This is a genomic window from Roseovarius sp. EL26 (assembly GCF_900327775.1).
Lineage (GTDB): Bacteria > Pseudomonadota > Alphaproteobacteria > Rhodobacterales > Rhodobacteraceae > Roseovarius.
Genome location: NZ_OUMZ01000007.1, coordinates 936,238 through 959,499 on the forward strand (window position 1 = coordinate 936,238; position 23,262 = coordinate 959,499).

General features: G+C 52.0%; 22 protein-coding genes. 3 read left to right on the forward strand and 19 right to left on the reverse strand.

What is annotated here, in order from left to right:
* Positions 1-155 precede the first annotated feature (155 nt).
* The 6 genes from D9A02_RS12425 to D9A02_RS12460 form a co-directional block, all read right to left on the reverse strand.
* The gene (locus D9A02_RS12425; protein WP_120501264.1) at positions 156-1,085 is read right to left on the reverse strand and encodes an autotransporter outer membrane beta-barrel domain-containing protein; all 930 of its coding nucleotides are present in this window, start codon (positions 1,083-1,085) and stop codon (positions 156-158) included.
* A gap of 305 nt (positions 1,086-1,390) precedes the next feature.
* On the reverse strand, positions 1,391-1,765 hold the full coding sequence (locus tag D9A02_RS19330) for a hypothetical protein (RefSeq protein ID WP_216824960.1): 375 nt from the start codon (positions 1,763-1,765) through the stop codon (positions 1,391-1,393).
* 489 nt (positions 1,766-2,254) lie between these two features.
* Positions 2,255-2,746 carry a DUF2938 domain-containing protein gene (locus D9A02_RS12440; RefSeq protein ID WP_120501266.1) on the reverse strand — a complete coding sequence of 164 codons (492 nt, stop codon included), beginning with the start codon at positions 2,744-2,746 and terminating at the stop codon, positions 2,255-2,257.
* A gap of 522 nt (positions 2,747-3,268) precedes the next feature.
* Positions 3,269-3,778, reverse strand: a complete 510-nt coding sequence (locus tag D9A02_RS12450) for a DUF1772 domain-containing protein (protein ID WP_120501267.1) — start codon at positions 3,776-3,778, stop codon at positions 3,269-3,271.
* A gap of 85 nt (positions 3,779-3,863) precedes the next feature.
* A complete protein-coding gene (locus tag D9A02_RS19450) occupies positions 3,864-3,974 on the reverse strand; it encodes a DUF4345 family protein (protein ID WP_254054624.1) in 111 nt (36 codons plus the stop codon).
* 129 nt (positions 3,975-4,103) lie between these two features.
* On the reverse strand, positions 4,104-4,931 hold the full coding sequence (locus D9A02_RS12460; protein ID WP_120501269.1) for an NmrA family NAD(P)-binding protein: 828 nt from the start codon (positions 4,929-4,931) through the stop codon (positions 4,104-4,106).
* Between the two features lie 225 nt (positions 4,932-5,156).
* On the opposite strand from D9A02_RS12460, the gene D9A02_RS12465 reads away from it, so the two are divergent.
* The gene (locus D9A02_RS12465) at positions 5,157-6,155 is read left to right on the forward strand and encodes an AraC family transcriptional regulator (protein WP_120501270.1); all 999 of its coding nucleotides are present in this window, start codon (positions 5,157-5,159) and stop codon (positions 6,153-6,155) included.
* A 235-nt stretch (positions 6,156-6,390) separates the two neighbouring features.
* Here D9A02_RS12465 and D9A02_RS12470 read toward each other — a convergent pair whose 3' ends face one another.
* The gene (locus tag D9A02_RS12470) at positions 6,391-6,576 is read right to left on the reverse strand and encodes a M20/M25/M40 family metallo-hydrolase (protein ID WP_301951099.1); all 186 of its coding nucleotides are present in this window, start codon (positions 6,574-6,576) and stop codon (positions 6,391-6,393) included.
* Between the two features lie 413 nt (positions 6,577-6,989).
* On the opposite strand from D9A02_RS12470, the gene D9A02_RS12475 reads away from it, so the two are divergent.
* On the forward strand, positions 6,990-7,211 hold the full coding sequence (locus D9A02_RS12475; RefSeq protein ID WP_162933059.1) for an arginase family protein: 222 nt from the start codon (positions 6,990-6,992) through the stop codon (positions 7,209-7,211).
* A 415-nt stretch (positions 7,212-7,626) separates the two neighbouring features.
* On the opposite strand, the gene D9A02_RS12485 is transcribed toward D9A02_RS12475, so the two are convergent.
* The 6 genes from D9A02_RS12485 to D9A02_RS12510 all read right to left on the reverse strand — a co-directional run bounded on the left by D9A02_RS12485 (position 7,627) and on the right by D9A02_RS12510 (position 16,025).
* On the reverse strand, positions 7,627-9,042 hold the full coding sequence (locus tag D9A02_RS12485) for an MATE family efflux transporter (RefSeq protein ID WP_120501273.1): 1,416 nt from the start codon (positions 9,040-9,042) through the stop codon (positions 7,627-7,629).
* A gap of 129 nt (positions 9,043-9,171) precedes the next feature.
* A complete protein-coding gene (locus D9A02_RS12490; protein WP_120501274.1) occupies positions 9,172-10,782 on the reverse strand; it encodes an ABC transporter substrate-binding protein in 1,611 nt (536 codons plus the stop codon).
* A gap of 180 nt (positions 10,783-10,962) precedes the next feature.
* The gene (locus D9A02_RS12495; protein WP_254054625.1) at positions 10,963-12,363 is read right to left on the reverse strand and encodes an MATE family efflux transporter; all 1,401 of its coding nucleotides are present in this window, start codon (positions 12,361-12,363) and stop codon (positions 10,963-10,965) included.
* 181 nt (positions 12,364-12,544) lie between these two features.
* Entirely contained in the window at positions 12,545-13,315 is a 771-nt protein-coding gene (locus D9A02_RS12500; RefSeq protein ID WP_120501275.1) for a hypothetical protein, read from the reverse strand.
* A 163-nt stretch (positions 13,316-13,478) separates the two neighbouring features.
* Positions 13,479-14,726 carry an FAD-binding oxidoreductase gene (locus D9A02_RS12505; RefSeq protein WP_120501276.1) on the reverse strand — a complete coding sequence of 416 codons (1,248 nt, stop codon included), beginning with the start codon at positions 14,724-14,726 and terminating at the stop codon, positions 13,479-13,481.
* Between the two features lie 75 nt (positions 14,727-14,801).
* Complete coding sequence (locus D9A02_RS12510) at positions 14,802-16,025, reverse strand: acyl-CoA dehydrogenase (protein WP_120502520.1); 1,224 nt, start codon at positions 16,023-16,025, stop codon at positions 14,802-14,804.
* 103 nt (positions 16,026-16,128) lie between these two features.
* Here D9A02_RS12510 and D9A02_RS12515 point away from each other — a divergent pair, with 103 nt between their 5' ends.
* On the forward strand, positions 16,129-17,037 hold the full coding sequence (locus tag D9A02_RS12515) for a LysR substrate-binding domain-containing protein (RefSeq protein WP_120501277.1): 909 nt from the start codon (positions 16,129-16,131) through the stop codon (positions 17,035-17,037).
* Positions 17,038-17,053: 16 nt separating this feature from the next.
* Here the strand turns inward: D9A02_RS12515 and phoB are convergent, their stop codons facing one another.
* The 6 genes from phoB to D9A02_RS12545 form a co-directional block, all read right to left on the reverse strand.
* A complete protein-coding gene (gene phoB, locus D9A02_RS12520) occupies positions 17,054-17,743 on the reverse strand; it encodes a phosphate regulon transcriptional regulator PhoB (RefSeq protein WP_120501278.1) in 690 nt (229 codons plus the stop codon).
* Between the two features lie 15 nt (positions 17,744-17,758).
* Positions 17,759-18,487, reverse strand: coding sequence for a phosphate signaling complex protein PhoU (gene phoU / locus D9A02_RS12525; RefSeq protein WP_120501279.1), 729 nt, complete (start codon positions 18,485-18,487; stop codon positions 17,759-17,761).
* An 11-nt stretch (positions 18,488-18,498) separates the two neighbouring features.
* The gene (pstB, locus tag D9A02_RS12530) at positions 18,499-19,296 is read right to left on the reverse strand and encodes a phosphate ABC transporter ATP-binding protein PstB (protein ID WP_120501280.1); all 798 of its coding nucleotides are present in this window, start codon (positions 19,294-19,296) and stop codon (positions 18,499-18,501) included.
* 19 nt (positions 19,297-19,315) lie between these two features.
* Positions 19,316-20,671 carry a phosphate ABC transporter permease PstA gene (pstA, locus tag D9A02_RS12535; RefSeq protein ID WP_120501281.1) on the reverse strand — a complete coding sequence of 452 codons (1,356 nt, stop codon included), beginning with the start codon at positions 20,669-20,671 and terminating at the stop codon, positions 19,316-19,318.
* Positions 20,668-22,128, reverse strand: a complete 1,461-nt coding sequence (gene pstC, locus D9A02_RS12540; protein WP_120501282.1) for a phosphate ABC transporter permease subunit PstC — start codon at positions 22,126-22,128, stop codon at positions 20,668-20,670. Before pstC ends, pstA begins: the two co-directional genes overlap by 4 nt.
* A 78-nt stretch (positions 22,129-22,206) precedes the next feature.
* Entirely contained in the window at positions 22,207-23,262 is a 1,056-nt protein-coding gene (locus tag D9A02_RS12545; protein ID WP_120501283.1) for a substrate-binding domain-containing protein, read from the reverse strand.

Consider the following 23,262-nt stretch of genomic DNA (forward strand, 5'->3'; position numbering starts at 1 on the left):
CTTTCGGTTGATCGTGTTTGTTACGCTGTGTGTGCAATCAACTTAGCAACCGGCTCTCCAGATTTATTGCGCTGGCACGTCAAGGTTTTGCGAAAAGACTTTAAGTTAACGCGTTCATGTGAGCTCCATTTCAATTCAGATCAACGCAAAACGCTTTAAAACCGGACCTCGAAGCCGATGTCCCATCCGAAAGCGAGGCCGCCGGAGCCGCTTCCCAATTCGGTTTCAGTGGTGATCTCAGCATACAGCTGCGAGCGATCCGACAGGGCGACAATGCCCCCCACGCTCAGGGCCGCTGTGTTCTGATCAATTGCCGCTGAGGTTTCGGTGTCGAACGTATTGTAGAAGTCGATTTGACCATACAGCATCGAATTGTTTGCAAAGGTACGTGCTGCACGCAATCCGATCCGAGCCGTCAACGCATCATCATCCACCAAGGATCCGATCCGACCTGCGGCATCGCCCAAATCGATATCGCTGTACATGACCTGCACTTGCGGGATGAGCGTCCATTCATTCTGCAATGCGAACGACTTGCCGAGTTCAACAGATATCTGATACCCACTGCCGTTGATATCCAAGGTGTTCCGGCCATTCAAATCTATGCGGCTGTCGAAATCCCCATAACGAAACTGCCCGTCGATATAGAATTGGCTTTCGGCAACCCAAAGCGCGCTCAGGGTTGCATCATAGGAGTCGGCAGAAATATTGGCATTGGCCAAGCGGGAGCTGGCACCCGATGTCAGGCTGCTGATGCCAAGTTCCAGCCCGCCAAATAACTGTCCGCCCGCGACCTCGCCCAAAAGAAAGTCCTGATCATATCGCTGGTCATCGCTGTACGTCGTCACATTACGATCACCGACACTATTGCTGATGCATTCCCCTGCAGTCTGAACCCAGGTGAATGGCTGTGCGCTTGTCGTCAACTCGGTCAGTGCACCGCTGACGCGTGCTTGCGAAACAGATGAGCGAACATCCTGTGCAAACCCGCGTTGTGCGTCGCCGCGCAACGGGCCGGCCATGGACATTCCAGCACTCACAACAAGCGCGAACACTGTAGCAGTTGTAATCATTGCCTTTTTCATCTTTGGCCGCCTTTCAGCTAAGCGTATCTGTTACGCTGTGTGTGCAGTCAATTTGACGCGGTGCGGTTCAAATTGATTGCGTTGGCAGGTCAAGGTTTTGTGAAAAAACATCAAACTTACGCCCGTTCATTGCGTATTTGGCAGTGGGGCGTTCTTGGTCAGGTAGACATTGACTTCACCCTCTACGAACCCGAAGAGATTGAAGTTGGTACGCATAGGCGGGCCCCGGAGCGAACAACCGGGCCCGATACTAATTGGTGGCAGGTTTGTTGTCCCTGGGGCGACCTGCTTGGATCAGCGCAATGCTACCGGTAGTACTTCCAGATTGGCGTGGGTTGCAGGTTGGAACCTGACGTCTGGCCAAAAATCACAGTGTGAGAGCCACCATCATCAACCGTGATGACGACAGCATTGGGCAATTGCGAGCTCCAGCTCGAGCCATAATTGCTAGTCTTCTGGGTTGATGAGAGGTTCTTTTGACTCGGATCCTGCTTTGACGACAAATCCAGGCCAAGGCCTATCGTTTTAGTGGTTTGCTGGTCGAAGGCTTGCGAAACAGATGAGCGAACATCCTGTGCAAACCCGCGTTGACCGTTGCCGCCCAACGGGCCGGCCATGGACATTCCAGCACTCACAACAAGCGCGAACACCGTAGCAGTTGTAATCATTACCTTTTGCATCTTTTAGCTCCTTTTGAGTTAAGCGTATCCGTTACGCTGTGTGTGCAATCAATTTGACAGTCTGCTCTCCAAATTGATTGCGCTGGCACGTCAGGGTTTTGCGAAAAGACTTCAAATTAACACCCGTTAGCGGCGCCTTGCCGAGTGGGTGTTCTCTGTCAGGTAAACATTGGCATCGCGCCAACCACCCGTCAAATGGAGCAGGTGAAAGTCCACAAGCACAACCATTTCGCCGTTGGGTTAAAGTGCAGCATCCGTCGAAATGGGCTCGGTGACGTCATTAGATCGAACGCAGCATCCTTAAGAACTAATCATTTTTTGCCGTCATGGACGGCCCATAGAGGTCGTTCGACACAGTTCCAAATTGCTGCAGTCGCAGCCCGCATTGCTGCCGTTCGCTGTGATTGCAAAACCTAACTTGGCCTCAAGGTCAGTTGTGCGGGACAAAACTGCCGTTTAGCCCGCTGCTGTGAATGACTGCCTTTGTTGTCAAGCCAACGTGGATAGGCAGGTCGCAGCAACCCAAAGACCGACACCAAAACTCAGATGTGCGAGAAGGCTCTTAGCGCGCGCGATATTTGGGCTGGGTGCATGCCGGGCTGCAAGCCCTGCTCCCATAGCTGGTTGAAGGATCATGAAGGGTGCGAGCACCGTCAGCACGCCAAATATCGTTACTGGCATTAACGTAGGATTCATGAGCCAGTTCTGATCGACCAGTGTGAGAAAAACCAAAGCGAAAAGAACTCCAATCAGATAGTGAGCCCCCCAGCCAAGCAAACCTTCTGATCGGATTGCTTCACTCGCAGAAATAGGTCGATGTATGAACCGCCCTCGGGCCATATGGCCGAGCCAGCGCCCCACCATCGCATAATTGAGTGTTTTCTGGGAAAGCATTTGCTTTTGGACAAATGCAATCAAATCCATGAAGGCCGTTGCTCCGATACCAATCAATACTGCGCTTGGAAGAAACTCTGTAATCATGCGGTGGTGACCTTATTCTTTGTTGATACTTTATCGGAAGGATGTTTATTACCACTTCAAGCCAACTTGAGGTCAAGGCCATACTTGATATTTCTGAACTCTCCCGTGCGAAAGGATTTTCGGCGTCAAAACTTCGCCATGATGAAGAAGTCGGCCTGATCCGTTCGGAAGGAAGACGTGGGTTGAAACATCTTTTTGAGATGAGGTGAAGACACGGGTTTCACTAATTGCTTTGGCCGCAAACTGCAGGGGTCTACTAACAAAATTCTTAGCAGGGCAAGGCGCTCACGGCCCTTAGCTGTCGTCCATCACGTACAATGCTGCCACAGTACAGCTTCCCCGAAGTGGACGTTGATCGTCTGCGCTACATTATCAGCGACGCAATGACCGGAGAGCGGGATAAAGCGCCAGTCTGATTGGGTGGGCGAGCCTTAGACAATCAGTTCTCCTTTCTCTTTCGCATTTTGACCCTACTGTCGTTCTTATGGATCGGCCGCCGCGTGCGAGATGGCCGATCAGAATTCATGCGGGACGCATCTGCACCTGTGTCAGCCAGATGAGACCGAAGAGCATCATCGCAGCAGACAGCGCGCAGGCAATGGTGCGCACCGTGTTCCACGTCGTCCAGCGTGGCAGGTAAGTTCCGGTCCAATAGTCTCGGGTCGCCTCAGACGTCAGGTCCATGCCCGCCAACGCCTCATTCATCGGTACGTTGAAGAACACTGTGACCGCGAAGCAACCCAGAAGGTAAACGAGCGCGCCTGAGAGGATAAGCAGGCTCGGACCACCAGCAATATTGGTTGCGCTATAGATCACGACGAAGACGGACACAGCAGCCATGCCGAGGAAGAGCGTCATGAAGATCCAGCGGAAAACCTCGCGGTTGATAGCCTGCATCGCCTCGATACCACCGACGCCGTCAGTATGAGCGAGAGAGCGCATGATGAAATCTGAGAACGCGAGGAATACGCCGCCGACGAGGGCATAGGCGAGGATGGAGAGTTGCAGGAGGACAAAGACAAAGGGTGACATAGTGCATCTCCTGTTTGGGAGTTAGGTTGCGACGCGCGCCGATGTGCGCGCCACCGCGAGACGGTCACAACTGGGCAATGATGCGCTAGCGAAAGGCAAAGATGCACAAAATCGCGATAGCAATTTCAAGCACAAGCGCACCGATGATGCCGCCGGATGGCATTCCATCGACCGCAACACCAATTAGCCGACCCACAGGAAACGCGAGGAAGACGATGAGCGTCGCAGCGACGTCACCTGTGCCATCGCCATGCGCCAGATGCCCAGGGTAACCTTTTCGAGTCGTGTAAATGACATGAGATGTCCTTTCGTTTGAGGTAAGAGGTCACGCTGCGGCGTTCCACATGCCTCGAGAGGCGGCAGCGGTCGCGAATACCGCAAAGTCGCGTGGCTTCCGGCCAAGTGCGCGTTCAACCCCGTTGGTCGTATGCGCGTTCCGACCATCGAGCGTCTCCCGCGCGATAGCCGTGAAAACGTCGGCGACAAAATCATCGCCCGAGGCAGCGACATTGGCGTGGAAGTCCTCGAACGTGATGGAGAGGTGCTGGACCTGGCGGCCAGTTGCTTGAGAGAGAACATAGGCCATCTCGGCGAAGGTCATCAGCCGGGGGCCGGTGACTTCATAGAGTTCGCCTTCGTGACCCTCTTCGGTCAGCGCGGCGACGGCGACGTCTGCAATGTCGTCAATGTCGATGATCGGTTCTGCAATGTCGCCACCGGGCATCGGGAGCACGCCTGCCAAAATCGGATCGCGCAGGTAGCCTTCGCTGAAGTTCTGTGCAAACCAGGCGGCGCGAACGATTGTGAACGGGATACCGGAATTACGCGCGACCTCTTCACCGAGGCGTGCGTGATGTTCACCGCGGCCCGACAGAAGAACGATATGCTTCAGCCCGCTTGCGGCAGCAACCTTCGTGAAGGCTTCGAGCTTTTCGACAGCACCGGGGAAGGCGAGGTCTGGGAAGTAGGTCACGTAGGCTTTGGTAGCCCCGTGCAGCGCAGGCGCCCAAGTGGCAGGATCTTCCCAGTCAAAGGGAACATCCGAACTCCGTGAGCCCCGGCGTACATCAACGCCTTTTTCTTCGAGCTTGGCCGCGACGCGCAAACCAGTTTTGCCGGCGGCACCGACGACGAGAATGGGTTGGCTATACATATATTTTCTCCTTGGTTGAAATGGGTGACCAAGGAATAGGCCCAGCAGGCGGCTCAGATATTGACCCCGACCGCCAAAGAATTGACCGCGCTCGCCAAACGACGCCTCATTCGGCTGAAACGCAATTCTGATGGCTTCACCTAGGAAAGTGTCCTGTGACATCGCGAAAAATCGCGGATACTATCTTGGTATGTGCCGTACTTTCTCAACGAGGTTCTTTTCACGATGGCCTATGTAACATCTCTTTTTGCGCGCAAGATGGTCGCCGCTGCTGGGTCCGGTATCGACCCTAGGGCAACGCTTGCATCCGCCGGAATTGACTATGATGCGCCGTGGGATCCGAAGGTCATGATCCCAGCAGTGGCCTATTACGACATGCTGGAGGCCATGGCCAAAGAAGTTGATGTGACAGAGCTGCCTGTGCATGTCGGCGCGTCGATGAGATGTGACGATTACGGGGCTCTTGGCCTGACGTGGAAAGCAGCCCCGACGCTTCATGGGTCCTGCACCCGTATTGAACGCTACGCGCGTCTCTGGACGGGTGTTGTCTCCTACGAATTGCGAGAGGACCCGCACGGCACGCTCTTCATCCTGCACCGCGAGGGTGAGCGAAGATTGGGGCTACGTCTGTCAAATGAGGCGACCTTAGCAAGTGCCGTATCTCTCAGCAGACAGGTCTGCCCAGTGCCGTTTTCGCCGGTTGAAGTGTTCGCGAAGCACGCCGCGCCGAAGTCGAAGTTGTTTCACGAAGATTGGTTTGGCTGTCCCGTGACCTTCGGCGCCGATCTCGACGCGGTGCTGATATCAAAAGAAGCGATGGAACGCCCCAATATCCTCGGAGACGAGGGCATCTCGCGCTACCTGATTTCGCATCTCGATGCGGAGCTTGCAGATCTCAAGAGCGCGACGCCCCTTGTCGCACAAGCAAAAGACTCAATCGCGCAGGCATTGAATGAAGGCGCACCACTCATGGCGGATATCGCGAGGAGTTTGGGGCTGAGCGCGCGTTCTTTCCACCGCCGCCTTTCCGAGCATGGCCTGAGTTTCCAAACACTGACTGAGGAAACGCGCCGCGAGCTTGCCGAAGGCCTTCTGCGCGATGAGCAGTATTCTCTGGCTGATGTTGCTTTTCTGACCGGGTTTTCCGAGCAAAGCTCGTTCACACGCGCCTTTAAACGGTGGCTCGGGAAAACGCCCGCTAGTTATCGCAAGTCTCACAAGTGAAGACGTGCACTTCTCGGTGCCAACTGAATGTGCGCAAGTGGAATATAGCAGACATCAGTTCGTCTCGCAGCATCGGCGCCGTAAGCCGCAAGATCTTTCGACGTAAACGGCCCTTTGCGGACATTCATCCATGTTCTGTCATGCCGCATAGCAGCCTTCGAACTAGCCGTTCGCTGCAACTCGCAATGCGGACAAAGTGCAACTTTGGTACTGTTCGACAGATGCCTGACAAAACTCATTTAGCATCGGTTAAATTGGAAATCAAACAGTATAAAAACGCTTCGCACTCTACCAACGAACTTACCGAAATACATTCGTTAGGCTGGTGCGCCTGGGAAATGCGATCGGGTCCACAAACGACTGCATCCAGATCAACGTTCATGTAATATCCAGCCTCGGTGACACCATCCCAGAATCCAATGTCTTCTCTCTCTCTAGATTTGCCTTCAGGGTTTTTAGAAAATCGCTATTTTTCCCGAAGTTTTAGCTGCCGATTGAGTCAAAGGTTCGTGACGTTCCACATCTCTTGTGTAAGACGACACATAGTTCTGCCATTTGGCACCCATAATCGTTCCATTGGCGATAGCGTCTTACCTTTGCACTGGATAACGGTTTTTTCGGTTTCGCTATGACTTTGGTAATGATCCGCCTTTTCAATTTTGGTTTTAACAAAGTCTTTGAAGACGGCCGCCTCTAAAACTGGCCTCAACAAGGGTTGGGATATCAATTGTTTATGTGCGACGATGTTCGAGCGCGGCATTCCAAATATTGTTAATGATGTTCGTCAGATTATTTAGAACAGGCCGGATTACCTGCGCATAGACACGGATTTCTTTGACCCCCTCTTGTGCCCCCAGAGTCTGCACACCAACCTGGGGTGGTCATCAGACCCGCGAGGGTTTGGTCATGTTGCGTGCACTATCTGGAATGTATATCGTGGCCGTCGATATCAATCCCGGCAGCCCTGATAACGATATTGGTGGATATGATGGCATTTTTAGCAGGGACCGTCGCCACGGAATGCAACACTGTGGTCGCGCAACAATATCGCTCTAACGCAGATCGCGATAGTACAGACAACAGCCTTCAAATTTGTCGAAGTGGATCCCAGAATTGATCTTCATTGATATTACGACTTTAATGACAGCCGCTTTCTTTGCTGGTATCGCCAATGCAATTGCAGGTGGTGGTAGTTTCCTAACTTTTCCAGCGCTTGTATCCACGGCGTCCCGACAATTGCTGCAACGTAACAAGTGCTGTCGCCATTTTCCCCTGATACATTAACGATGCCATCGTTGCATGACGTCTTTCTGCAAGCACAGTTCGCGCAATTGTTATCTGCATCGGAAAAGCCATTACCATTGTGTTCGCGGTCAGAGCTATGTGAACATTGATCGAGGAATTTCCGATCATAACTTCATTTGCACTCAAAGACTTACTAAGTCGGATCAACTGTCTAGCTTGTTTTCGCTTACCCTTGTATCGAATTCACTTGATTGACCATCACATGTTCGCTTTCCTGATCAAAGGCAAAATCGGGATCTTTCGGAGCTTGTGCTGCTGTCTTTTTGTCCATGAGTTTGAAACTGATTTTTGCACAAATGACGGCAAAAACGGCACCGCCCATGACTGCTCCTAAAAGGACGCCTTTTGCCCCAAACATCAACGCACCGACATGGACAAAGGGCAGCATCCCGACGGTACTGCGGCCCCAGTTGAGCCAACCGGAATACCCGGGATGACCCATGTTGTTGAATGTGGCGTTTGAAATGAAGATCGTGCCGTTAAAGAATGCCACGATCGCCAGTGGACCACAAAACAGGTACAACAATTCTCGGGTTAATCCAGTGGCCCCAAAAGCGTTAGAAATAGGTGATCGCAGCACAAAGAGCAGCACACACATTCCAACAACATAGATACCAAGAAACTTCAGACCAGAGAAATAGGTTTCACGCACACGGTCCATGCGCCCTGCCCCATAGTTCTGCCCAATGATCGGCCCAATGGCACCACGTAGCGCATTCACGACCGAGAAAACCACCGGCGCCAGCCTACCAATGACGGCCATGCCTGCAACAGCCTCTGATCCGAATTTGGCCATGTAACGAGTCAAGATGGCCATCGCGACAGGAGATGCCACAGACTGCATGACAGCAGGGATTGAAAACCGAACGATGGCCCCTGTGTGATGCAACACCATGGGTACCGTAGGTTTTACAAAGGCATTGCTACGATTACGTGCGCCCCGGACGGCCATGACTAGCGTTGCAATGCGGGCCATAACCGTCGCAACGGCGGCTCCCTCAAGACCCAATCCCAAGGCAAAGATCAAAATCGGGTCCATCACAAAGTTGACCCCCGCGCCGGCAAGCGACGGATACATTGACCATTTCGCCTCGCCATAAGCCCTTAAGGCAACAACTGCGGTCATTGATATGCCTGAAAACATTGTCGCAGGCAGGATAATCCACAAATAACTTGCCGCCTTTTCGGCGACCTCACCCGTTGCTCCAATTAAACTGAGCAAATACTCGATGTTCGGAAGCATTAGCGCCGGAAAAATGATCCCGATCAATGTGGCAATGACCGCAACGCTGGTGGTGATTTCTCGGGCTTTTTCTCTATTATTCGCGCCCAATGCAGCAGCTATGAGGGCCCCAGCAGCGATTGACAAGCCAATGTTGATGGCACTGACAAAAAACATCAACGTGCTGGCGTATCCAGCTGCCGCCGCCATCTCCTGATGACCCAAAAGTGAGATGAAAAAGATATCGAACAGGTCAACTAGGTATATGGCCATAATGCCGATACTTGATGTGAAAGACATCACCGTTACGTGTTTCATCAGGTTCCCTTCAGTGAACCTGATTTCTTTCGACTCTGACATTGTCCGCTCCCCCCGCGTTAGGTTGAGTGTACCTTGTCTTAAAAATTAATCAATTGGAACAATTGTTTGACGTCAAAAACAAAGAAAGCCGGGCGTTTACCCGGCTTTCCAATATTGTATCTGCAGTGATCAGCTGGTGAACCACCAACGGTGTGAACCGCGTGCTCCATCGGCTTCCCAGCTTGCAGCCAGACTGTCACCGCGGCCAACTTTGCTGCTGCGTGCGTAAACAAAGTTGAGGAACGCAGGAATGATCGTGCCACCATCGTCGCGTGAAAGCTGACACATCTCGCGGTACATCTCTGCTCGGCGGGTTTCATCCAGCTCCGCTTTAGCTTGCAACAGCAAAGTGTCAAAGCGCTCATTTTGCCAATGCGACTCGTTCCAAGGCGCATCACCTTTATAGGCTAGTGTCAGCATGTTGTCCGGTGTTGGACGTGCGCCCCATTTCACGAACACAAATGGCTTTTTAAGCCATACATCCGACCAGTAACCATCATTCGGTTCGCGAACCGCCTTGAGGTCGATGCCAGCAGCTTTAGCGTGCTCACTGAAGAGAACACACATGTCGACTGCACCCGGCAGCACGCTGTCTGCAGCGGATAGCGATACGCTCAGGGAATCCAAGCCAGCCTCTTTCAGATGCCACTTGGCTTTGTCCGGGTCGTATGTGCGCTGCTCTATGTCGGGCCAGTATGGCATGTTGGGCGAAACGTGGAAGTCGTTGCCCGGTGTGCCAGTGCCGAACAGGATTTTCTCAACGATGTCTTCACGGTTGATAGCATGCTTCAATGCCAAGCGCACGTTCACATCATTGAACGGCTCCTGATCACAGAACATTGGCAATGTGATCGCCGAACCAGACGCAACATTTTCAACCTCAACACCTGGCGCGCGCGCCAACAAGCCAAGTGTTTTTAGGTCCACCGAGGTGATCGCATCTACGTCACCTGAAACAAGTGCGGTTTGGCGCGCGTTTGGATCGTTCAGAATCGCATGTTCAACCTTGTCAAAGTATGCGCCTTCACGGTGCCAGCCATCGTGACGTTCCATGAATGTACCTACGCCCGGATCGTGATCTACGATCTTGTAAGGGCCCGCACCCATCTGTGTATCCCACTCCGCAGTCCCGTCTTCTTTAGCGGGAACCATTGTCAGGTGATAGTCAGCCAGAACCCATGGAAGGTCAGCAAAGCCCTGATCAAGATCAATGGTGATGCTATGATCGCCATCCGCTGTTATGTCTGTGATGTTTGCCAACAGCGACGCCGCTGCTGAGGTGTTGCCCTCGCCGCGGTGGTGGTTCAGAGACGCAATCGCATCCTTTGCAGTGAACGGACGACCATCGTGGAATGAGGCATCTTTCGCCAGTTCAAACGTCCACTGTTTCGCGTCTGGCGAAGCCTCCCAAGAAGTTGCCATGTCGCCGCCAAGGCCGTTATCCGATGTGATTTCGGTTAGGAAGCTACGGAATGTATGCCCCAGTTGGATTTCACCAACGGACTGGTACTTGCCCATATCCATCGTGTCACTGGTGTTGCCGTCATGAACGCCTAAGCGGAATGAGCCACCTTTTTCCGGTGTTGCGGCAGAAACTTCGTTGGTCCACAGCGCTGACGCCGCAGCGACTGAAAGGCCTGCAGATGTCGCATGTTGCATAAAATGGCGTCGGGTGATTTGTCGCTGCTTACCAGCTTCGACAATACGTCCCAAGACTAATGTATCTTGTTTTTGTCGCATGTTATTGAAACTCCCTGTTTATGGTTATGTCGTTCGATGTTGTCCCTCGAACGTCTCCATAGTTAAATATTGATTTCAGGATGCTCAAAATCAACGATTTTTTTCTTAACAATCATTAATAACGTTATTCCCGCAAAGATGAGTCGCAATCAGGACGAAAAGCATCGCCCTGAGTATCTATCAGCGAATACAGCGACTGCTGACCACATGCATCCGATGCATTTGTGGGCAAAAGAATGGCATGAACAGCTTATGCCCTGGATGATCGATCACACGAAAGCTCAACCAAATCGCAAGAGCGGCGAAAATTACTCCGCCTAAAGTCTGCCCGATCAATACGCCCGGGGCCCCCATCCAAGCAGCCCCTATTAATACAAATGGCAACGTCCCAAGTGTGTGACGACCCCAATTGATCCAGCTAGAATATGTAGCATGGCCCAGATTGTTGAACGACGCGTTTGAGACGTAGATCGCCCCATTAAAGAAGCTTGCTAAAGCCAAGGGACCACAAAACCAATAGAGAAGCACACGTGCATCGCCTTGCGCATCGAACATATCCGCCAGCGGAACCCGCACGAGATAAAGAAAGAGTGTTGCCAGCAACACATATATGGCGAGAAACTTTAGGCCATCAATATAGGTTTCACGTACCCGATCCAGACGCGAAGCGCCGTAGTTTTGGCCAATGATCGGCCCGATAGCGCCAGACAGGGCCAACACAACGGCAAAAACGACAGGTGTCAGCCGGCCAATAACGGCCATACCTGCCACAGCTTCGGTACCGTATTTTGCCATCTCGCGAGTTACGATGGCGCTACCCAAGGGCGTTGCGACGTTTGTTAGGATGGCTGGAATTGCAATGGCAATGACCTCACGCAGGTCCTGCAGAATTCTTGAAGCCTGAGGCATGGCAAAAGCGTTGTACTGGCGCAGCGCCGGGTAGATCGCGAACAGCATCGTCGCGATCCTTGCAATGGCTGTCGCCCAAGCTGCCCCTTCCAACCCCATTCCAAGTGTAAAGATAAAAATAGGATCCAGAACAGCGTTGATACCACCCCCAATCAAGGAAGGATACATCGCCCGTTTCGCATCACCGTAAGCCCGCAACGTGGCCACAGCAACCATCGCCAACCCAGAAAATACTGTCGTTGGCAAAATGATCTTAAGGTATGTATAGGCTTTGTCCGCAATCTCGCCCGTGGCGCCAAGAAGGCCAAGGAAGTAAGTAGAGTTCGCCATGATCACCACTGGAATGACAATACCGATGACCACGGTAAAAGCCGCCACACTTGTGGCATACGTCCGGGCTTTTTCATCTTGCTTCGCCCCGACCGATCGTGAAACCAACGCAGCGGCGGCAATCGACAGGCCTATGTTGATAGCGCTGGCAAAAAACATCAGCGCACTGGCATAGCCCGCAGCAGCAGCCAATTCATCGACGCCAAGCAGCGAGATGAAATAGATATCCACCAAATCGACCACAAAGATCGCCATCAACCCGATGCTCGCGGTCAAGGACATCGACGATACGTGGTGCATCAGGTTGCCCTGGGTAAATTTTGCATCTGCTATGTAGGCCACGCTGGCTCTCCTTGCACAGGACGGTGGCGCGAAAACGCTGTCGTCGAAGTTTGGTGTACATATTGTCTTTCTACGGGGTATCCAAGCCCGCAAGTTTCACAGCTGTCTGTGCGCATATGAACATATATGAACTTTATCGGCGGAAAACGTTCTTAGTGGTTAATACCGCACCCGGAATCGGCTATAGGCGATCCAGCAAGCTCAAAATGCCATCAGTGTCTTTTTGGGGTTTAAGTTTTTGTAGGCGTGCGAAAATCGATCGATCGTCTGTCATGATTTCAAAGAGCATCGCGCGCGCCAGCGGAAAAATCACTATGTCACGTTCTGCAAGCACCCATAGACGCGCAAGCATATTGCGGTCGATGTCACCTTTCGAAAAGGAATAATCCCCCATATCAAATGCTAACGATGGGCGGGTTACTTGTTTGTTAAGATTAAACGGTTGATCCCCACTTTGACCCGACCTTCGGCGCTCACAATCATGCATTTTTATTGAATCAAACAAGATAGATAGCCCCATCCCAAGTGAGCGCTGTTCAAAGTTCACACCATGATCAGCAAAGGTTGTGGATGCCGATATTTTCCAACGAATGTTCAGTTTTTTTGCGAGAAATTCACCGTGTTCATTCCAAAGTCTCTGAAACAAGACTACGGCATGTTCGTGAGGGTCACGTTTGCGCAAGATCGCAATCAGAACCGCGTGAAGTAAAAGTAACTTACTCTGGTCAACAAATTGTTTTTGTAACGTTATTAGTTTGGCCCGAATATCATATTTATCATACTCGACGTCCACTTCAGGTGACGGTGGCACCATTTCCTGCATCAGTGAGCGCAAATCAACATCAGGTTCAGGTATAACGTGTTCAACACCCGTAACGGGGTGTTGTTTCTTTTCGTGATGCTGCCCCAGCGAATAAAATCCACCGCGGTAAATCTCTTTTGCAATATCCATTGCCGTTTTCCTCTAACCAGTCGCTTGCTGAGCATCAAGACTTGGCTTGAATAAACCAAGCTCCTACTACGCCTGCCCATTTCAAAGAGCCGCTTATCCTGCAGCCTATTTAACCGCTCAAGTCTGTATCATCGCCAAAACCACTTTTGGTGATTGCCCTCATCTACCGGGCACCAGAGAAATGAACCGCTGATGCGCCGGCCTCGTAAAATACAGATTTCAGACCTGGACTCCATTCGCTGTAGTCTTCACATACAGGCACAGGCAAGCCGGCAGGGTCTGAGTTAAGGATAGCTTGCGCTGTCGCCGTTCCAAAAACCGTCCCGGGGCTGATGCCACGGCCGGAATACCCAAAGATACTATAGCTGTTTGGAGCCAACTTCATAATGCGCGGCAGGTGATCTGCGGTCATCGAAATACGACCACTCCAACAATGCGAAATCTCTGTCCTTACAAGGCTTGGAAACATCTTGGCAAGTTTCCGTTTAGCCCAATTGCTGTGAACGGCCCCTCCTGCCCCCATCCCACCGATTAATAACCGCCCGGCGGCATCAAGACGGAATGAAGTCATGATCAACGCCGTATCCCAGGCCCCTTCCCGACCCGGCAGGATTGTCTGCAATTGCTGCGGTGTAAGCGGTTCCGTCGCAATCTGAAAGTAATGCACAGTCGATGTTGTTGGCAGATTCAACGTTTTGAAGTGCGCGTGATATGCGTTGGTGGCAAGCAACAAGGAATTGGCTTTGACCGTGCCGTCGGCCGTGGTCGCGATCCATTGCTCCCCTGTATTTTCCAAGCCTAACACAGCTGTATTTTCATATAACTTAACTCCGGCAGCCGTTGCTGCGCGTGCCAATCCCTTGGCGTAGGCCAAAGGTTGGATTGTCCCAGCCCTCCGGTCGTGCAATGCAGCATAAAACAAATCGCTTCCAGTACGTTTTCTAGTCTCGAGCTGATCCAGCATTGTAACTGGAGCGCCTTGTTGTTTGAATTGCGTCAAGCGGGCTTTAAGCTGTTCAACGCCCTTGGCAGAATGGGCTAGGTGCAAGGTGCCATTCCGAGTGGCATCACATTGAATGTCGTGCTTTGCAATCATGGCAAACACCTGATCTGGACCCCCTGCCAAAACGTGGTTTAACCGCGCTCCGGTTACCTGCCCCATAGCATTGCAGACGTCATCCGGCGGCAACCAAAGTCCGGCGTTAGCCAGCCCGACATTGCGGCCAGATCCACCGTGGCCGATGGTTTCCGCCTCAAGCAAGGTCACATCTGCCCCAAGCTCTGCCGCTTTGAGGGCGGCAGAGCAGCCGGTAAATCCTCCACCTATCACAAGAACCTCGGTGGTATGCGAACATGTCAATGATGTTGCATTGAATGTTTCACCACAGGTGTGTTGCCAAAGATTGTCCATGACTTGCCCCAAAAGAAAAACCCGGCAGGAACGGGTCCAGTCGAGTCACCTTAACAGTCAAATTTTGGACGTCGATTAGAAAAACGCCTGTAGCCCTGTTTGTGCTCGTCCCAAGATCAATGCATGAACATCATGGGTGCCTTCGTAGGTGTTAACCGTTTCAAGGTTCATCATGTGACGGATCACTTGGAATTCTTCAGAGATACCGTTGCCGCCATGCATATCACGCGCCATGCGGGCGATATCCAATGCTTTGCCGCAATTGTTGCGCTTAATCATACTGATCATCTCTGGCGCGGCATTAGCTTGATCCATCAAACGGCCCACGCGCAATGCTGCCTGCAAACCAAGGGTGATCTCAGTCTGCATATCCGCCAGTTTCTTTTGAAACAGCTGGGTTTGCGCCAAGGGACGATTGAACTGGTGCCGATCCAATCCATATTGACGGGCCGCGTGCCAGCAGAATTCAGCCGAACCCATCACACCCCAAGCAATGCCATAGCGTGCACGGTTGAGGCAACCAAACGGTCCCTTAAGACCTTGAACACCGGGCAACAGCGCTTCTTCGCCAACCTCGACGTTTTCCAGGACGATTTCACCTGTGACGGAGGCACGAAGTGAAAGCTTACCGCCAATCTTGGGCGCACTGAGGCCCTTGGTACCTTTGTCGAGAACAAAACCTCGGATTTTGCCGCCATGTGCCTCAGACTTGGCCCAAATGACAAAGACGTCAGCAATCGGGCTGTTGGAAATCCACATTTTGGAACCGTTAAGCAGATAGCCTCCATCAGTTTTGGTGGCACGGGTTTTCATACCTGCAGGATCGCTACCGGCATCTGGTTCGGTCAAACCAAAACAACCTATCAGATCACCTTTTGCCAATCCTGGCAGATACTTACGGCGCTGTTCTTCACTGCCGTAGGCATAGATTGGATACATCACCAGACTGGACTGTACGCTCATCATGCTGCGATAACCGGAATCCACTCGTTCAACCTCGCGCGCGACAAGGCCATAACTAACATAGCCTGCGCCCAACCCGCCATATTCCTCGGGGATTGTGGTGCCCAACAGGCCCATCTCACCCATTTCGCTAAATATTTCCGGGTCAGTTTGTTCTTCGGAATAGGCTTTGATCACACGAGATTGCAACTTTTCTTGTGCATAGGCCCGTGCGCTTTCGGCGATCATGCGCTCATCTTCTTCAAGCTGATCTGACAAACGGAACGCATCCTGCCAGTCAAAATCTGTAAGGTTGGGTTTATCCTTGGCGCGCAACGCGGGGGTATCGAAGCTCATATCGGCATCCTGATGAGTAAATTGCATGTTTGATTGTAAAATATAGAAGTTTATGGCAATAAAAATCAATTATTGAGCAAGTATACATGAGTTTTAGGAAAGTATGAGCCCTTCTCGCCGTTTTTTACCTCCAATTGCCTCGCTCCAAGCCCTGGAGGCAGTGGAACGATTAGGCAGCGCCACTGCTGCTGCACGCGAGTTGTCGCAGACACAAAGTGCCGTCAGTCGCCAATTGCAAAGCCTGGAGACGCAATTGGGCGTCGACCTGTTTGTGAAACAAGGTCGAAGACTGTCATTGACGCCCGAGGCAATTGATTATGCTTTAGATATTCGTGAAGCCCTTAAAATCATTGGGCAATCCTCATTAAAACTGACCATCAATCCAGCAGGCGGCAGTCTTGATTTGGCGATCTTACCCAGCTTTGGCATGCGCTGGTTGGTTCCCCGACTTCCTGAGTTTGCCCAGTTACACCCAGAGGTGACGATCAATCTTTCGACACGTCTATCTGAGTTTAACTTTACGTCGGAACCTTTTGACGCGGCAATACATTTCGGAAAACATGATTGGCCGGAAACGGATGCTCTGCACCTCAAAGACGAGGCCGTGATAGCGGTTTGTGCGCCGGACTTTCTTGCAGATAAAAGCATTAGGTCAGCCAAAGATCTTTTGCAGCATCCGTTGATGCATATCCAGACACGTCCCTCTGCATGGCGGGATTGGTTTTCTGCCCAAGGTGAAAGCGTCGATCATGTCGGCGGGATGCTTTATGATCAGTTTTCTACCATCATACAAGCCGCATTACACGGGCTGGGTGTGGCCCTGATTCCGGATTATCTGGTGGAACAGGATCTTGCATCCGGGCGGTTGGTGCGCGCTTGGGGCCACGCCACGCCACTACCCGGTGCCTATTTTCTGGTTTGGCCAAAAACAAAATCCAAGGACGCTGCCGTACTAAAATTCAGGAATTGGTTGGCTGCGCAAATGGACCAAGAAGATATGCTGCCACGTTAATGCAGCAGCATGTCATTCACCCCAACGCATATCCTGCCCCGCGTACTGTGCGCAGTGGATCAATGCCACCGTGTTGGCACAGGGCCTTGCGTAAGCGACCTATATGGACATCAACGGTACGGCTATCGACGTAGATATCACGCCCCCAGACGCGGTCCAGTAGCTGTTCACGGCTCCAGACTCGGCCTGGTTTTTCCATGAAGGTCGATAACAGGCGAAACTCTGTCGGGCCCAGTTTCAGGGATTTTTCATTACGCGTAACCCGGTGGGTTTCGGAATCCAGCACGATGTCGGCGTACTCCAGACGTTCCCCAACTGTCGAAGGCCGTGTGCGGCGCAAATGGGCACGGACCCGCGCCATCAGTTCAACAACTGAATAAGGTTTGATCACATAGTCATCGGCACCGGTTTCAAGGCCTCGCACTCGGTCCACCTCTTCTGAACGGGCCGACAGCATGATGATCGGCACCCCGCGAGTTTCTGATCGGGTTTTTAAACGTCGGCAGACCTCGATGCCCGACACATTTGGTAGCATCCAATCCAGTAATATGATGTCTGGCGCGACTTCCTCAACTAAGATTAGCGCCTCTTCGCCGTTTTCAGCACGGGTAACATTAAACCCGTCTGCTTCCAGATTGTAAGCCAGCACTTCGCGTTGTGCTGGTTCGTCTTCGACCAAAAGAACCTTGGGTTGTTCCGTTGCCATGGGACTACTTTCTATTTATTCCTGAAAGTCCGGTGCTATATTTGGATCGACTGATGTCTGATCCTGTTTTGGTCGGCGCTCATCGGGGGTATCGCCTGACACCAGATATATCACCTGTTCTGCTATCGCCGTCACATGGTCACCCATGCGTTCCGTGTTTTTTGCAATGAAATGCATATGCATACAGGCGGTGATATTACGCGGGTCTTCCATCATGAAAGTCAGCAGCTCGCGAAACAATGCATTGTACATCTGATCGACATCTTCATCCCGGTCGATTACCTCGTAGGCCAGATCTACATCCCGTTGGATATAGGCATCTAAGGCAGAGCGCAGCATACGGTCAACTTCTTTGGCCATTCGGCGCAAAGAAACGGAAGATCTTGAAATCGCGGGCATTTGCGCCAGAACTGTGGTGCGCTTCGCCATGTTCTTGGCATAGTCACCGATGCGTTCCAAGTTGGCGCTGATCTTCATCACCGACAGTACAACCCGCAGATCAATCGCTGTAGGTGCGCGTAGGGCAATCACCCGTGCGGCATCAGTGTTGATTTGCTCTTCGAGCACATCAATCGCCCGATCTCCGGCGCGGACCTGTTCGGCCAGCTCCTCATCCAGCTTTTCCAGTGATTCAACGGCGTTGAGGATGGCGTTTTCAACCATTCCGCCCATCTTCATGATCTTGGCTTGAATACCTTCGAGATCACGGTCAAATGCGGATGCGATATGTCCTTCGGTGTTCATTTTACCTGCTCCTACCCGATACGGCCTGTAATGTAGCTTTCGGTGCGTTCATCTTCTGGGTTGGTGAAAATCTTTTCAGTTTGGCCAAATTCCACCATATTACCAAGGTGGAAAAAGGCAGTTTTTTGACTGACCCGCGCGGCCTGCTGCATCGAATGTGTCACGATGACAACAGAGAAGTTCTTGCGCAGATCATCGATCAGCTCTTCAACCTGTGCCGTGGCAATTGGGTCAAGGGCTGAACACGGCTCATCCATCAACAGAACTTCGGGTTTGGTAGCAATCGCGCGAGCAATACACAAACGCTGTTGTTGCCCTCCCGACAAACCTGTACCAGGCGCATCAAGCCGGTCTTTAACCTCATTCCAGATGGCGGCACCACGCAGGGACTGCTCGACAATCTCGTCCAGCTCTACCTTGTTCCGGGCCAGGCCGTGAATGCGCGGGCCATAAGCCACATTGTCATAGATCGATTTGGGGAAAGGGTTTGGCTTTTGGAACACCATACCCACCTTGGCGCGCAATTGGACCGGGTCGACACGTTTGTCATAAATGTCTTCACCGTCTAGAAGGATCTCACCTTTGACCTTACAGATGTCGATGGTATCGTTCATCCGGTTTAGGCAGCGCAGGAATGTGGATTTGCCGCAACCAGATGGACCGATAAAGGCAGTGACGGTTTTGTCTTCCAGCTCCACATTCACATCTTTGATGGCGTGATTATCGCCATAAAAGACCTGAACGTTTCGGGCCGAAAATTTGATGTCAGTTTTGGTCATGGTGTTCTTTGCGTTGTCAGTATCAAACATTGTTTTCTATCCTAACCAATTACCAGCGACGTTCAAAACGGCGGCGCAAGATGACGGCGATGACATTCATAGTCAACAAGAAGAGCAGCAGGATAATGATGCCCCCCCAGGCACGTTCATAGTACGCCGGGTCTGCGCGTTTAGCCCATTCGTAGATCTGTGCAGGCATGGCCGAGTTTGGATCAAGAAAGCCTGAGGCGATACCATCGGGTGCGTTGGTAGCAATATAGCCGACCATACCGATAAGTAGCAGTGGTGCGGTTTCTCCAAGCGCCTGTGCCAGACCTATTATAGTTCCGGTTAGAATGCCGGGCATGGCCAACGGTAGCACGTGATGAAATACGGACTGCATCTTTGAAGCCCCAACCCCTAGTGCCGCCTGACGGATGCTTGGCGGCACCGCCTTGAGGGCTGCACGGGTTGAGATGATGATGGTTGGTAGGGTCATCAAGGTCAACACCAAGCCGCCCACAAGCGGTGCAGATTGCGGCAAATGCATGAACTGGATGAACACAGCCAAACCAAGAATACCAAAGACAATCGACGGAACCGCAGCAAGGTTTGAGATGTTTACCTCAATCAGATCGGTAAATTTGTTTTGCGGGGCAAATTCCTCGAGATAGATCGAGGCCGCGACCCCGATGGGCAGGCTGAGAAACAATACCACCAGCATCATGAAGAACGAGCCCATCATCGCCACGCCGATCCCGGCCTGCTCAGCCCGGCTTTCTGAAGCGTCAGCGCCCGTAACGAAGGACATGTTGAAGCTTTTGCGTACAATGCCTCCTGAGACCAGTTCATCCACCAAATCCAAATGTTCGGCAGATATATTTTTATCCCGCGCAACATCTTCGCGTTTAACCCGGCCTTTCAGGTAGCCATCAACCCGGCTGGATGCCAGCAATTTAAACGTTACCGTTTCACCTATTTGATCTGGGTTCGCGATCACATAGTCCCGTACTTCTGCCGCTGCCGATGCCGAAATAAGACTTTTCATCTGTTTGGATTTCTCAAACGGAGTTTCAATGCCGTTTTCCTGCACCAAATCAAACAAACCATTCAAAACCAGCGGGTTATACCCAAAGGTCGAAACTTTCTTGATGTCCTCAATACTGCGCTCACCCTTTTTATCGAGCTTGGCAGAATCCAAATAGACCGGCACGTCTACAAAGGTTTGCCTGAATGCGCCTGCGCCGTTACTGACGATTGTGGTCAGCAAGACCAATAGAAACAACATACCAATCACGACGGCACCTAGGCCAAGAGCCTTGAAGGTACTTTCCTTGCGGTTCCGGCGTTGGGTGCGGGCATCTTGTGCGAGAAGCGAAGACTTCGCCTGTGGCTCGGCACTATTATTGGTAGCCATGTCGGTCATTCGTACTGCTCCCGATATTTGCGCACGATGTAGAGGGCCACAAAGTTAAGCCCCAACGTGATGATGAAAAGCGCCATCGCCAAGGCAAAGGCAACCAGAGCCTCGGGTGAGGCAAAATCAGCGTCCCCAGTTAGTTGGCTGACGATCTTGGCAGTGACAGTGGTCATCGCTTCAAACGGGTTCAAGCTCAGCCGGGCGGCGGCCCCTGCCCCCAGCACCACAATCATGGTCTCACCGATGGCACGAGATGCCGCCAACAAGATCGCCCCGACAATACCCGGAAGGGCCGCCGGCAAAACCACCTGTTTAATGGTCTCAGAGCGGGTTGCACCCAAACCATATGAGCCATCTCGCAGCGATTGAGGCACAGCATTGATAATGTCGTCCGAAAGCGAGCTGACAAAGGGGATCAACATCACCCCCATAACCAGACCTGCGGTCATGACTGCTGTGCCCGCCTTCATGATGCCGACACCATCAGCGCCAAAGATGCCGACCAATAATGGTCCGACTGTAAGCAAGGCAAAAAGACCATAAACGATGGTTGGGATACCCGCGAGAATCTCGATCAATGGCTTGGCAACTGATCGCATCTTGGGACTGGCATATTCGGACAAGTAAATTGCAGCAAACAGGCCGATCGGCACTGCCACAGACAACGCGATGAACGAGATATAAAGCGTGCCCCACAAAAGTGGGATAAAGCCCAGCTCTGACCCACCCCCAAAGCTTGGTGCCCATGTCAGTCCGAGGAAAAAGTCACCAATGGGATAGAGTTTAAAAAACTCAACCGTATTAAAAACCAGCGATAGCACAATGCCCAGCGTGGTCAGGATGGCAAGAGACGCAGCTGCGAGTAGCAAGGTTTTGATGCCGGATTCAACGACATTTCTGGCGCGAAAACTTTTGTCGGTGCGTTGCACAGCAAAGAGCATGCCCCCTGCCACCAATACCAAAACGGCAACCGCCATCGCGATACTGCCTGTTTTCGATAATTGGCGATAGGCTTGTGCGGCATCCAAAACTGTGCGGCTGACGTCAGAACCAAGTGCCACACCGACATCTGCCAGTTCAGCACGTACATCTGTTATTTCAGCGTTCAAATTCTGGGCTTCTTGTGCGCTCATTGCACCTTGAGAAATTGCCACCTCAATACCATCGGCAACACGGCGAACATCACTCATGACCAGACTGCGCGCACTATCTGCGACGGCACTATCAGGCAGGTTAGAAGAAACGATATTGTTGAGGATCAATGGCTGCGCAATCAACCAGATCAGCAACAATCCAATAGCGGGCACTGCGGCCAACATCGAAACATGTGCACCATAATAGGATGGCAGCGAGTGGAGTACCTTACTGTCCCCGCCTGCACTTTGGAGAGCGCGAGCGCGCCCAATCACAAAGCCGATGGTTGCCAAGGCAAGCACGATCAAAACAAGCCAATGAGAAGGCATAAGGTTTCCGTTCAGATGAGAGAAACATCAGGTAAGGTGGTCGGGGGGCCAATTGGCCGCCCCGAAGTTTTAAGCAGATTATGAACCACCAAGTGTGGTTTCGTCTGATACCGCTGTTTGTGTCTCAATCAGCTCAGGATCAGAAACCAGGCCGTATTCAGCCAGTGGGCCATCTGGGCCAGCGATCTCATCGGCTACGAAGAATTCTGCGTATTCTTTCAGACCAGGGATCACGCCAATGTGGGCCTTCTTAATGTAGAAGAACAATGGGCGCGACACGGGATATTCACCCGATGCGATAGTCTCGGTCGAAGGTGCAACATCAGTCATTGTTGCTACCTTCAGCTTGTCAGTGTTGTTCTCGTAGAACGCTAGACCAAAGACGCCAACACCATCTTGGTTGCTATCGATACGTGCCAGGGTTTCTGTGTAATCGCCATCAATGTCGACTGACTTGCCATCTGTACGTACGTGGTAGCAGGCTTTCTTAGCAGCTTTTTTCTTGGCTTTTTCGCTGTCGCCCTCGGCAGCTACGAGATACAGATCATATGCGCCTGCATCTTTACACCCTTTAACCAGAACCTTTTCCTCGAACACTTCGCGAGTTCCGTGTTTGGTGCCGGGAATGAAGGCCGCGATTTCAACGTCTGGCAGTTTAGCGTTGGCGTCTGACCATTTGTTGTTTGGATTATCGACCAATGCGCCGTCAACAACAACTTTCGGGCTCAGCGCGTTGAACCAGTCAATCGGCTCGAATGCGGTGAAAGCTGGACCGTCGATTTGCGAAGCAAAGACAATGCCATCGTAACCGATGCGCACTTCGATGATGTCTGTTACACCGTTTTCAGCACAGGCCTTAACTTCTTTTTCGCGGATTGCACGCGATGCGTTTGCAACGTCGATGGTATTTTCGCCAACACCTTCACAGAAGCGTTTCAGGCCAGCAGATGAGCCACCCGATTCAACAACTGGGGTTGGGAAGTCGAAGTTTTCGCCGAAAGCTTCGGCAACGATTGAGGCATAAGGAAGAACGGTTGAAGAACCGGCAACCTGAACATTATCGCGCGCATAGGCAGCGGAGGCCGAGACGGCCGCGATGGCCACAGCAGACGTGGTCAATTTAACGAGAGACAT